The sequence below is a fragment of the Nostoc sp. PA-18-2419 genome (assembly GCF_005869855.1).
In the GTDB taxonomy this organism is placed as follows: domain Bacteria; phylum Cyanobacteriota; class Cyanobacteriia; order Cyanobacteriales; family Nostocaceae; genus Nostoc.
Genome location: NZ_SZNH01000070.1, coordinates 1 through 13,084, shown reverse-complemented (window position 1 = coordinate 13,084; position 13,084 = coordinate 1). Strand labels below are relative to the sequence as shown.

The 13,084-nt window shown below is 40.5% G+C and carries 8 protein-coding genes and 2 pseudogenes; 4 read left to right on the top strand and 6 right to left on the bottom strand.

Features of this window, described 5'->3' with window-relative positions; translation table 11 throughout:
* The 3 genes and pseudogenes from FCR06_RS31195 to FCR06_RS31185 all read right to left on the bottom strand — a co-directional run.
* A pseudogene (locus tag FCR06_RS31195) lies at positions 1 to 289 on the bottom strand (ISLre2 family transposase); the annotation flags it as partial.
* A gap of 69 nt (positions 290 to 358) precedes the next feature.
* Positions 359 to 640, bottom strand: coding sequence for a hypothetical protein (locus FCR06_RS33235; protein ID WP_189523657.1), 282 nt, complete (start codon positions 638 to 640; stop codon positions 359 to 361).
* A 667-nt stretch (positions 641 to 1,307) separates the two neighbouring features.
* Positions 1,308 to 2,000, bottom strand: a complete 693-nt coding sequence (locus tag FCR06_RS31185) for a hypothetical protein (protein WP_138506694.1) — start codon at positions 1,998 to 2,000, stop codon at positions 1,308 to 1,310.
* A 212-nt stretch (positions 2,001 to 2,212) separates the two neighbouring features.
* On the opposite strand from FCR06_RS31185, the pseudogene FCR06_RS31180 reads away from it, so the two are divergent.
* Positions 2,213 to 2,760: pseudogene (locus tag FCR06_RS31180) on the top strand (hypothetical protein).
* 258 nt (positions 2,761 to 3,018) lie between these two features.
* On the opposite strand, the gene FCR06_RS31175 reads toward FCR06_RS31180, so the two are convergent.
* The 3 genes from FCR06_RS31175 to FCR06_RS31165 form a co-directional block, all read right to left on the bottom strand.
* Positions 3,019 to 4,002 (bottom strand): tyrosine-type recombinase/integrase, encoded by a 984-nt coding sequence (locus tag FCR06_RS31175; RefSeq protein WP_138506692.1) that lies wholly within the window; start codon positions 4,000 to 4,002, stop codon positions 3,019 to 3,021.
* Between the two features lie 240 nt (positions 4,003 to 4,242).
* Positions 4,243 to 7,659 (bottom strand): plasmid replication protein, CyRepA1 family, encoded by a 3,417-nt coding sequence (locus FCR06_RS31170; protein WP_411268034.1) that lies wholly within the window; start codon positions 7,657 to 7,659, stop codon positions 4,243 to 4,245.
* Positions 7,656 to 8,045: a hypothetical protein gene (locus FCR06_RS31165; RefSeq protein WP_138506690.1), complete on the bottom strand. Its 390-nt coding sequence runs from the start codon at positions 8,043 to 8,045 to the stop codon at positions 7,656 to 7,658. The genes FCR06_RS31170 and FCR06_RS31165 overlap by 4 nt, the downstream gene beginning before the upstream one ends.
* 1,040 nt (positions 8,046 to 9,085) lie before the next feature.
* Between FCR06_RS31165 and FCR06_RS31160 the strand changes: the two genes are divergently transcribed.
* The 3 genes from FCR06_RS31160 to FCR06_RS31150 all read left to right on the top strand — a co-directional run bounded on the left by FCR06_RS31160 (position 9,086) and on the right by FCR06_RS31150 (position 12,826).
* Positions 9,086 to 10,489: an NB-ARC domain-containing protein gene (locus FCR06_RS31160; RefSeq protein ID WP_138506688.1), complete on the top strand. Its 1,404-nt coding sequence runs from the start codon at positions 9,086 to 9,088 to the stop codon at positions 10,487 to 10,489.
* Between the two features lie 14 nt (positions 10,490 to 10,503).
* A complete protein-coding gene (locus FCR06_RS31155) occupies positions 10,504 to 12,321 on the top strand; it encodes a protein kinase domain-containing protein (protein ID WP_223280381.1) in 1,818 nt (605 codons plus the stop codon).
* A 310-nt stretch (positions 12,322 to 12,631) separates the two neighbouring features.
* Complete coding sequence (locus FCR06_RS31150; RefSeq protein ID WP_411268033.1) at positions 12,632 to 12,826, top strand: transposase; 195 nt, start codon at positions 12,632 to 12,634, stop codon at positions 12,824 to 12,826.
* Positions 12,827 to 13,084 lie beyond the last annotated feature (258 nt).

Below are 13,084 nucleotides of genomic sequence, written 5' to 3'. Positions count from 1 at the left end.
TCCATTCTCCTGTAAAACCTCTACGATTAGTTTTAACTCTACGTCTCCCTTTTTTAGGTATGCGAATACGTGTACGCCCACCATCCACAGCGATTACAACACGTTGGTCTTGAAGAGTATTTAAGTTAGATAAATTACCAGATTTAAAATCATTTAACTTGTTATTACGTAAATCTATTCCTAGTTGACCAAAATGATATGTTAGTCGTTCTATTCGTTTTAAGCTAATATTTATTCCCCAATCAATTAGGGTTCTACGTGCAGCTTCAAAGGAGCCAGCGATCACACCTTTTTTGCCCAACCTCACCAAATCGCGTTGCTCCCTATCTCAACTTGGAATGGACGACTCATCACAAAATTACTCAATGCACTCATCTATCAGTTTGACGTAGTTTGGCGCATCTTCATACAGAATTGGTATCAGCATTTCATCAATCAAATGTCTTTGTCCTGGAACTTTACCTTGATTTATCCATTTTTCATCTAACAGGGCGCAAAGTTGGTAGACAACAAAATGGGGATTTCGTTTCGCTTTTCCTTCTAGACCCCAGCTCCGAACAGTAAAATCTGCGTATCCTAAAATGCGTGAAAGTTCGGGGTAGGTTAATTTCCACTTTTTCTTAAACTTTATTGGGTGCATAGTATTTCTTTGATACTTGCATAAGGAACTTATTTAATATTTATAACATAATCATTTGGTCAAATCTTTATTATTTAGTATCAGAGGATAAATAATTTTCTTATATTTATTTATCTTAATATCTTGATAAAAGATATTAGCTATTATCGGGTATATCCATTTTATCTATAATAGAGATATTCTCTTTTAAGTAATCGATTTTATATCCAACACAGATGCTAATTCTCAGCAACTTTCTCAACCAAAAATCCAAGTTAATAAAGATGAATAAAATCCAGCGCAATTAGCCAATCACATAACTTCTACTGATGAGCAAATCAAATACTGGCTACAGTCGCCACAAATCAAACAGTGGCTTACAAAACTACTAATGGACATACCAAATAATCTCAAGATAGAAGCGTTGAAGAAGAATTCAGCTATTCTGAATTCAGGAATCAGAATGAAGACGCTCTCTACGTTCGCGCAGCGTGTCGCAGACAGACGCTAAAAGCGAACGCGGACGGCACTATCAGTGGGGGATTCAGACCCGCCACTGTCTTGTTGACCACTAAATCTGCATATTTAGTGGGGGTGCAAAAACGCCCTGGATTCATCCACTATGAAGTTCAAAATACCTTTCCTGTATTCTGGCTCCTGACTCCTGAATTCTGTTTCAATAAAAATACTAACTTGCCGGCTGATATAATCCCGTATTTTCGTTAAATTCCCACCCAATACCGGATCTATCTTTGCCCTTACACCATGCTACAAAAAGCGGTGGGGGAAGATTAATTCGCTCCTTGCGTACACTTTCTTCACTTACACCAAGTCTTGAAGCTAAACCTTCTTCGGTTAATGGTTGCATTCGGGGACTATGCACTTTGAATGATGAATTATTGTAGTACGATTTCTGTCCCCGCTTTTGTTGGTTGTTGAGATAGTCTTGAATTTTAATGATCGCCTCAGCCAACTGTGTCATTCGGGCACACATTACCTCAATTTTTTCTTCTAAATCGGCGAGGTTATGGATTGCTGTGGTTTGGTTCCTATTAGATTCACTTGATAACTGTGACTCAAGCTTATCTAGTCGTGAGCAAATAGCTAATATCGTTTCATTCGTCGGACTGGGGTGACTATTGTTACCAGCAACCAAATATTCCTCAATACTTGCCTTAATCTTAGAGTCCAAGCGTTTATCTAAATTATCGCCACCAATTACATCAAGGTTATCTAGATCGTCTAGGTAAAGTTCGATAAATTGGGTGAGCGTGGCTGTTGCCGTCGTCCCTTTCGATTTGCAACGGGCGATAAACTGCTCCCACATCTTTTGGTCACAGTTAAAAGATGCCAGTTTCTTGTTTTTCCCTGTTTGGCTCATGTCTAGGTACTATTTAGGTAAACCGTAACTATCCACGCTCATTTAATCGCTTAATTTATCATGATAATTACCTTGATGCTACCATCGTCAGCGCATTCCTCAACGAAGAGGAAGGGAGTAGGGAGCAGGGAGAGATATCCCTCTTGTGTGAGTTTCCGAGTATTCTGAATAAAAGGATTAAAAGAAAAAACTCTCTTCAGGTAGGCAGGGCAATGGATGTAGAATTACAAATTCTCAAACATTTGGCTTTCTTATGCTCACCCAACAGTTGCCATGATTGATGAATATTGTACAGAGTATAAAGACCTGTTCAAAGAGGTAAGAAATTATGAGTGCTTTAAATATTTACATTTGGGGATAATATCAACGATAAAAAGAAAATCGTTACCAGAAATAGCGAAGGTGGTAAGTATAAACTCAGCCCAGTCATTACATTGAGAGGTGGTGGGAGATTATTTTTTGTGTTTACACGATGATTAGTTTGAATTCTCCAGCCTTGTTAGCCTTAAATCAATCTCGTCAAATTGAGACTGAGGGGCAAAGAACTAGCCATATTGCTTTTTCTAATCATCAACAATGGAATCATGAATGTGGATGAAAGAATGTTTTAAATAATCTGCGTCTAATTGTCCAACCACTCTTACTATTTTGGTTGATTTATTCCTGGCTCGATATTTTTTCTAATTCACAGTTATTAGTGGGATTCAATCATTTAATTACTGCTATGAATCAATTTAAACCCTGTTATCTTTCTGGATGATTTAGCTCCTGAACTACTTACTTTCTCCGGAAAGTGACACAAGAGGGATAACCCCATCGAGAACTGCTAAGGAACGCAATTTATCTCAGGCTTAAACCCAGATATTTTCACCGATGCTCAAAGCCTGTGCTTGTACAGGGGACCAAGGCGATCGCATCAATATACCGATCCCGAAAAAATCAATTCCGGCATCAATCAGAAAAACCAGCGATCAGCTCCCAATGCCTACGGTGTAGAATTTAAAGTTGGGTGTAGAAACTAGTGAAGTCCCCTTGATTTGATCCGCGAACCTGGAATAATCAACTTTTGGACAGCACGGCGTTTAGTTTCTTCACCGCGACGATCATATCTGGCAGTCTGGTCACTGTTGGCATGTCCAGCTAACCTTTGAACTGTAGAAATATCTTCACCAGCATCGAGCAGATCGGAAATGAAAGTTCTACGGAAATCGTGAGCGGAGAAAGTAGTTACAAGAGCCTGTTGACCACGTTTTTGCAAAATAAACAGCACTGCTTGAGACGTAAGTCTTCGCCGCACTATCCTTGAGCCTCTGTTGACATGGCACAGTAAGGGACCTGACTCGTAGCCTCGAAGCGATAACCAATCCGAGACGACAGTTAAACCACTTTCGGGTAAGTACACAGTCCGGTCTTTGCCACCTTTGCCAGCACGCACCTGTATTGCCCCGGTATTCAAGTCAAGGTCGCTCAAGTCTAAATTCACCACTTCAGAACGGCGGAGTCCGGTTCCGCGCAAGATGGTGAATATTGCAGCATCTCTGTAACCAGTGGGGGTAGGGTCATCAAAACAGGTTTGCATCAATTGGGCGATTTCTTCGGTGGTGAGAACACGCCCCCGCAATTGCTTGGTGACTTTAACGTTAGGAATATCCACAGCACGAGCAAAATCAACAGCATCCATTATCTCTAACCGCAAAGCTTCTTTTAAAACTCGCCGCAAAGCACACAGCACTTTGTTCACATAAGCTGGTGCATATTTTTCGCTCAAAACAGAGCGGACTGCCTGAGTATGTTTGTAGCGCAACGCTGCCCAGTTTAAAGTCATCGCATCACAATTATTATCCGTGAGCAATCGCGCGATCGCATTGAGAGCTTGGCGCATAGCTGGGCGCGAACCTGGGGAAAGCCCTGCCAAGTACACTTGGGCCGGGTGTTCGATCAGCGGAATGGGAGAAGCCAGTGCCAGGGAAGAAGGGGTGCTGTTTTCAAGAGTTTCATGCATTTACTTATCCGAACGTACATTCTTATAAGCAAGATTCTGATAAGTAATTGTCTCATAATTGCGTGCATGTGATGCTGACTTTACCCCTCAACAGGCAACACATCTTCACAGAGCAAGGCATAAAATTCCGGGACTTGAGCCTCGACTCGCCGCAGCTCATTCGCTGCGATCGCTTCAAGTTCCAGCACCGTATCCCAGCGCAAATCCTCAACCCATCGCTTAAGTATGCCCTTAATGGCATCAACCCCCTGCTTGATACCGAGAGCGAAGCATTTCCACGCAATGGAGTAGCGTAGTGCGATCTGTCGGGGGTGGGTCAAATTCTGTAGTATCCCCCCCCTCTCTATGGGAGTTCCCTATATAATCATGGGGGGGGGTGGATACGGGGCGATGTTCAGGAGCAACAGCAGACTGGGACTGCATTGTAGCCTGATAATTTTGCTCAAATGATGCACTTTGATCTCGTTTGCTTTGGCGGTGAGCAATTACCTGTGAAGCAAATTCTAATTCCGACTTTGATAGCGAATAAATTTTCACCTGTTCACCGCGCTTACCCTGCTTGCGGAAGGTCAATTTTAGCCCCAGCTGCTCGACTAGAGTGCCCAGCAACCAAATCGGTTTACACTCATTAGGGATAGTAAACCCAAGAATTGCTTTAACGTGAGTTGCACAAGATGAAGCAATCGCAATCATATTTATTAACAGAGGATCGGTAGCAGTAATCTCGCCCCCGGCAACTAACCGCTCAAGGATCTGATGCAACCCTAAGTTAAACCGTGCTAGCCACCGTGCCGAGTAATTCCCCCAGTCCATACATAGAGGCAGCTTTTCTCGTTCGGCACGGTCTTTTTGGGTGACAAGTTTTGGAGGTGTAGGGTATTCTCTACCACGAAGATCATCAATAATTACTCCCTCTGGTTTTAATAAAATGGCTTCAAGAGAAGCGATCGCTCTAATTAATCGACCCCCATTATCGAGTTCGACCAATTCCGGTGTAACATTGATGCCGTAAGAGTCTCGAATCCGAAATTTCTCGTTTTCAAAAACTTCTTGGGGAGTAAGGTAATCTTTACTCTGTCGGAGACGATACTCAGGAGTGGTAATATTATTAGCCTTGGCAACAGCCGAATAGTGGGCAGTGTCCAAAGCAGCACCAGCCTTTTTTAGCCGAACTCTAAGTTGGTCATCATCGTCACTGCCCACACAGATAAAAGTATTGCCCATCTCGGTGAGGAGCGAACGTAAATCATCACGCAGATTATTCAAAGAATAGTGGCGGTTAGCCAGAATTTGACAATAGGCAGACAACGCCCAATCTTTCTCCGCTCCCCGCTTACCCGTTTTTCGGTCAATGCGAATCAAAAAAGCCGTCATCTCATTTGATTGCAGTAACCGTTCTTTAATTTTGGTAGCATTGGTATCTTTATAACCAAAGGGAGGGCGCGGGGCCACCCAAACATAAAACGGAACTTTCGGCCGATAGCGGTAAAGTTGTTGGGCGCATTCAGTTGCAGTTTGGGAAACTCCATGAAAAACACCGAATACCAAATCAAAATGATATTCGGCAATGTCTACTCCGGTTCCCAGGCTGGGAGAGGTGAACAAGGCATCAAGGTTTTTAACAGCGTTGGTGATATCTTTGATGAAAGCGACGTTTTCTTCACTACCAGAATTATCGGAGTGAACAGACCAAATGCATAGTTTTGGCGGATTACTACCTTTTCCACCATTAGATTGACTCTTACCATTTTCGGCTGATTGAGTAGAGTCGAATATTTGCACTAAGAATGATTGTTCAAGTTTCTTAATGAAGCGTTTGGAATCAGAAACCACCATGATTTTCTGCCCGTTCATCAACGCTGCCGAGATTTGGGCGACTAGTGCACTTGAATTACTACCCTCGTACCAATAAATAGTGCGTGAGCCATTTCGCCACTCGTTTTTAATGATGTAAGGTACTTCAGCTTCTGGTCGCATTGCCCGAAAGAAGTCCACCGTCAAATCATCCATGTGAGCATCGGCAATTACTATCAGTGGTGCATTGTATACTATATATTCAAGCACTGACAGGATTGCTGCCCGATGCTCCTTGCAAGTATCACTATGCAGTAAATGCACTAAGTATTGACAAGCTTCATCAATAAAGATGCAGCCGTAGGTGAGGGCTTGAGTATTTAGCTTGTGTAAACTGTCGATAGTAATACTGAGAGCTTGGGCTTTGGCTAAACCTGTGTAACCCAAGTCAGAGTACATGGCAGTCTCGAGTCGAAGGGCAAGATTTTTGAGCAAATTTACGCGATGTCCATTGTTGAGGAACCGTGCGTCGGGATTTTGGTCACGCCACCAACGCATGAGTTGGGTTTTCCCAGTACCCATGTCGCTCCACAATACGACTAATCCTTGAGGGGGAAAGCGGAAAGATTTTTTTGGGGAAGGGGGAAAAGAGGCAGGGTCGCGGAGGGGGTCTTGGGCAAGGGGGAAAGAATTTATACAAAAACTCTCCTCTGCTGCTTTGCTCCCCTGCTGCTTTGCTCCCCTGCTGCTTTGCTCCCCTACTCCTGCAACAGAAGGAGTGAATAATTGTTCCTTCTCAATTTCATAAAGCGGTTGTTCAGATGAACATTCTGCTTCTAGGTTGCTCAGGCACAGGGCTTGGGTCAAATATTTCACATTGACTGTGACATCTGGCTGGTACTTAGAGAGTCCCCATTTCTTAGTTCGATAGGAGCGCTGGTAATCTTTAAGTGATTTGGCATCATCTACGATCGCAGTTAGTAAGACATCAGCGTCTTCACCGCGATTGACCACGAAATCATCAACACCTTTTTCTGGCCCTGGCAGTAATGCAACTTCACATGTGCAGCCCTGAAATTCGATAGTTCTAATGGTGCGAACAGTGGCTTGAAACACTGACCAACGAGTATTGGCTTTGGTTTCGTAATCGAATAAAATAATGAACTTGCGTCCCGCCTGAGCTATTGGTACTAAGTCAGGATGCAACCGTTCATCAAAATCTTGTTTGCCGACGCGCCCGTTCCAAATTCCCGGTAGCGCGATCGCTACAAACCCCAAAGAGAGCAAGCAAGCTGCCTTCTTCTCACCCTCACATAAAATAATGGGAATCTCTAGATGCTGTTGAACCCACTCCCAAAATATTAGTGGATTGAGTCGATCCAGCAAGCGCAGCGCCACTTGGGAATGATAGCGCTTAATTAAATAGCGTTTTGCTACTTTGTCCCAAATACAGTTGCGAATATCAAAGTAGGTAACGCGGTTGGGGGTTTTGGGGGGTGATTCGTACTTAACTGGCTTGCCTTTTTCCCAATCAATGCGAGGGAAGTTCGGCTTAATCCGCCCCCACTCCATTGGTTGCCAGTTTTTAAAGGGGTCAAGAGATTGAATCCACGTCCCCCCCAGTAATAGATGCTGATATTGCCTGATGTATGCATCTGTGACTCGACCTGCATTTTTTCGAGGGATTTTATCAGAAATGAATAGGTAGTCGTAGACTGATTCTCCCTCGACATGGAAGAAGTTGCGCTCGATTAGGGCAGGGTGAATGGCACTACCAACTGCTAACTCATGGTAAGAAGCTGCTGTTAGGTTGTTAGGGTAGACAACTGTTTCAGCCGGGGAACACATTGAGTTATTTCTCATAACGGGATCTCCCCAGTGAAACCAAAATACACCTCACCACACGCCCAAGATGTAGCTGTCCCTCTGCTAAAGGTTATTGTTTCTCCAGTTTGCACAACCACAACGCCCGCTAAAAGAAAATCAGGCGACATGATAATCGCTAGTCCTAACCTCGGTTCTAATTCCCGCACTAGTGAAAGCAACTGTTGTTTTGCTCCCAAAAGCAATCCGTAATCTGACCAGCACTCGCTCGTAATGACAATCGCTTCTCCCGTCATCACTCTAAGATTTTCCAGCCAAACTCCCACTCGCTGTTTCTCAATTTTTGCCGTTTCAATTTTGTTAGAGAGCCACTCCCAAAGTTTTGGGTGTGTATAAAGGCAAACTACTGTTAGGCATTCTTTCACGATTTTTCCTCTGATTATTGGTTTTTCACCATCAGAGGAGGTTGAATCAGCTTTCACTTAACAGCTATCGAGTCACCACTCAGGAGCGGAGCCGGAGACGCTCCGCCGAGGCGTCAGAATTGGTCAATTTTTATCTGTGCAAAGCCACAAATGAATTGCAGGAGTCTAAATACCCCAAAGAGTCTTCAGAATTGCTGAATTATTCAACAAGGATTCTCTTTACTGATAACTGATGACTGATAAGCGATGGCGTTAATACGCGCTGCTACTTTTTAACTACAAAATTCGCAATCTTTCTTTATCAAGCTTAACTTTACAAAAACTTGTGAATTTCGACAGCCAAAAATTACCACTAAAACTTGTAAAAGTTCTGCAGTAACTCCTATAATAGGAGTTGGCAGCGCGGATTTAACTCTTAAGCAAACCTAGTGGAATACAGTCGCCAAACTATAATAGCCACTTATTTGTTTCCTTGAGATCAACCCCGCTCTGAAGCTATATGAAATTTCAAACTGGCACGAAGCGCTACTCCTTAGTGGCGCTTTGTCCGTGAATGCATGTATTTGCGTAAATTTACCTCCATGTCTTTCTTAAACTAGGTTACTTTTAGACTTTTGGTCATCTACGATTTAACGAGATTTTGATTTTTTACGTTAAAATCCTCCACATTTGTTAAAAATTTTTCTCCAAACGTCTCGCTCAATCAGACTCAGGATATAGATGCAAGTCCAGGATTTGTCAAATGCTGGGCTTAGACCTTGGATACTGCTTCGGCTTTGGGACGATTTTCTAGATACTCAGCCTACAAAAAGTTTGGACTTTATTGCAGTATATAGCAGTACAGAGCTAAATAAGCAACTCAGGCAAGTAAAAATATATAGTAAAATCTTATAAGAGTTTTTAATATAAGTCAGCAAAATCTTGTTAATCTTAGTACACTATCACTTATAGTAAAGTGGAAAGTTCTCAGCCATTAAAAGTTTAAACTTTTCCAAAGCGTTTGTAGATTGCTTTACCAGCCTGCAAGGAGTTTTATTCAAGTGAATACCAAAGAAGCTATCAAAGTAATAAACGACCTGGTGTTTGGAAAGCAAGGCAGATGGCTAGAGGAAGCTGAAAAAATTGTAATTGAAGCAGCTTGGTTAGACCTAGACTACAAGGAAATTGCACACAACGGGTCTTACACTTATGAATTTTTGCAACGCCGAGTAGCACCTACACTTTGGGTGCTACTAACAGGGATATTAGGTAATGGAGAAAAAGTAACAAAAAAACGTTTGCGACGTATCCTTGAAAACCAAGTGAGGCTAGTGGCTAATCACTGGTCAGAAAGTTTGGATGAAACTTTAGATATTTTACCTACTATGGGAGGGTATCCACCTGATGTATCTAATTTTTATGGTCGGACTCCTGAGTTAGCGATGTTAAAAGAATTAGTTGCTCAAGAGCGCTGTGTAGCATTAATTGGTGCAGCAGGAATTGGAAAAAGTGCACTAGTTGCCAAATTATTTGAGGTTCTAAGTAAGAGTTTGCTAAAATTTGATGCTTTTATTTGGAAGCCAGTTTCCTATGCTCCCTCACTTTCAGAATTAGTTAGCAATCTTCTTAAGCTGTTATTTGAGTCAGAAAATCAGCAGTTAAGCTTACCCGAACATAATCAAGCTAGAGTCTCTATGTTGCTTGAGCAACTGCGATCTCGGCGTTATCTGCTTGTTTTGGACTCAGCAGAATCAATACTGAAAGGGAATAGAAATGCTAGTTCTAATCCTTATGGCGAGCAATACGCAGACTATAGTATCTTCTTTAGAAGATTAATAGAGGAACAACATAAAAGCTGTTTATTATTAACAAGTCGCGAACCTTTTGTTGATATAGTCCGTTTACAACGTAAGGGACAGCCAGCGAGAATAGTTAAGATTGAAGGCTTAGGAAAAGAAGCTTTAGAAATTTTTAGAGCAAAAGGATTAAGCGATGAAAATCAATGGGGAGATTTAGTTCAAATTTATCGTGGTAATCCTTTAGCTTTACAGATAGTTGCTAGTAGAATTCAAGATTTTTTTTGTGGAAGCGTAGAAGAATTTTTTAAATGTAAAACTACATTCATGACAGATCTGTTTCAAGAGAATTTGGACGAACTGTTTGGTGAATCTGGTAGGTTGACAAATTTAGAAAAGAGAATCATGTTTTATCTAGCAGAAAAACTCATTAAATCTTCTGCTGATTCAATTTCCGTTTCTCAAGTATTACATGAATTTAAGGCTGAGATAACAACTTCAAAATTAATTGAAGCATTAGAGGCTTTAGTGGAGCGCTCTTTACTGGAGCAAAAAAGAGGTATCAAAAAGGAAGTACTATTAAGTTTACAGCCTTTAGTCACAAAGTATGTGTTAAAGTATTGTTCTACAGAATACCATAATGTACTGCCTGATTTAAAATCAGCTTAATATTTATTGCGTATGTGAGCTACTGCATTAATCCTCATTGTCAACATCGACAAAATTCTGATAACAGTCAAAAGTGTCTTTCTTGTGGAACAGAATTATTAATTAATCAACGAATACGCTTGATTGAGCCATTAATTCCGTTGGAATCACGTAATTATACGGAAGTTTTTGAAGTAGATGATTTAGGCACTCGTAAGGTGATGAAAGTGCTAAAATCGCAAGACTCTAAATTAATAGAGTTGTTTAAGCGAGAAGCATTGGTTCTCCAACTGTTGGAGCATTCAGGTATTCCTGCCGTTACGATGGATGATTACTTTACTTTCACTAAACATGAAAGTTCCTTAGAGTTGCATTGTTTAGTAATGCAAAAATTTGAAGGACAAAACTTAGAAGAATGGGTAAAAGCTCATGGAAGAGTATCTCAGGCTTTGGCTTTAAATTTATTCCAACAACTATTGGAGATTTTGGATTTGGTACATTGCTCTGGCTTTTTCCATAGAGATATCAAACCTTCTAATATTATTCTTCAAACTAATAATCACCTTGCATTAATTGACTTTGGTGCAGTTCGAGAGGTGACAAACACTTACCTAGCCAAGATTAGCAGTTCTGAAGGAACTGATATTGGGATTGGCGGACAATATGAAATTACAGTGATCCGCACTCCCTGCTATTCTCCTTTAGAACAAATCAATGGTCAGGCAGTACCGCAATCGGATTTTTATGCTGTTGGTAGAACTTTGGTGTATTTAGTTACAGAAATAGCTTTAACAAAACTGCCAACAGATCCACAAACAGGAAAGCTAATTTGGAGAAAACATGCGCCCCAAATTGATAAACCTTTTGCTGATTTTATTGATGAACTGATGGCTACCTTTCCAGGGCAGCGCCCACCAAGTACTAGAGTAATTTTGCAGCGTTTAGAAAAACTTCCTCTGCAAAGTAAGATTCATAGGTTAATTAAGTCAAAACTATTTATCATTAGTGCAGCTGTTGCATCTATTACTATAATAAATTGTGCAACTATTAAAATAGTTTTACCAGAGCTAGCTAATTATTTGATAGCTCAAGGAAAAAAGTCAGAGGCAGCAAGTAATACTGAGGAAGCACAACAGTTTTTTAATAGTGCCATCAAAATTAATTTGCAGGTGAAGTTTTCTATATCTCAATTTTATTTTGATAAAGCTTCTCGTAATTTAAATAATCCTCAAATAGCTAAAAAATATTATGAACTAGCAATACAATATAACGAACTGGACGCTTCTGCATATAATAATTTAGCTGTTATGTGTCAGCAACTACAAGATGATAAATGTGTAGAAGAAAGTTATAACAAATTACTGCAATTGAAACTAAACAGTTGGGAAGGTAATTACGGTTTAGGATATTTCTACGATACTCGCGGAAAATATGACTTGGCACGAAAGCAGTATGAATTAGCTATTAAAATTAGCGATCAAGCAATACATGCTGTTGCTGCTTTAGCACGATTGAATAATAAAAATGGAGACTATAATGTGGCAGTAGCTTTAGCTCTAAAAGGGCTAGAGAAAACTTCAAACCCCGAATTACAAGCATCTTTATATAAAGACTTGGGTTGGGCAAGTTTAATGCAAAATAAGTTAGGCAAAGCCAAGAGATATTTAGAAAAAGCAACTGAATTAGACGCTCAAAGAACAGATGCTTACTGCTTGCTAGCTCAAGTTGAAGAAGCTAATGGTGAAATTGAGAATGCCAGGATTTCTATCGAAGCGTGTATGTTGGCCAAGTCGAGTTTACCAGAAGTATTCGAGTGGAGACAAAAGTTGCTAAATCGCATACTTGAAAAATGATAAACTATTAGGAATCAATAACTATTAAATACTTGAAAAAAGTGAAATTCAATAAAAAACTTTTAGGGTTTTTCTTTTTCAGTTTAATCTTGATAGAAGTCACATCAATTTTAGCAAGTGTACCGTTGGTAAGAACGAAAAGAGATCGGGTTCGCTGTGAACCAATTAGAAGAATATTAAATAGAGGAGATAGACGCCTTAGTCGTGAAAGCTTAGTATGTAAGAGGATGTTTGAAAAGTCTGTCAGGTTGTAAAAAAGCTCTCTCGGTATACGCTGTGAATAGATAATAGACAGCACCAAAAGAGCAACATGACTAAAGCATACCCCAGCAATCTGACCCATGCACAATATGAATTTCTGAGTGACATGATTCCAGAAGCAAAACCCGGAGGTCGCAAGCGTGAAGTTGAGATGTGGGATGTGCTTAAGGCAATTTTCTATGTCCTAGTAGAAGGGGGAGCAACGCGATTTGGTGAGGTTGGGCAAAAAAGGTGCGATCGCTAAAAATTATATTTAAGTACAAAGTGACTTTATTGTCCGTTGCTATACTGATTGATAGGACAATTTATCTTGATGAGATATCTCAAAAAGATTACTAGCAAGCTATTTAAGGATTTAAAAAAAAGAAGTAAAGCGACTAATGTTAATTACTTAGTCTTAATTATAGCAAATAATTAGTTAAAACTAAAATTAAGGTATAAAATTTATTAAGCAGATATAGGCTTGATGAACGAATTAAAGATAGAAAAAGATAGAATTACA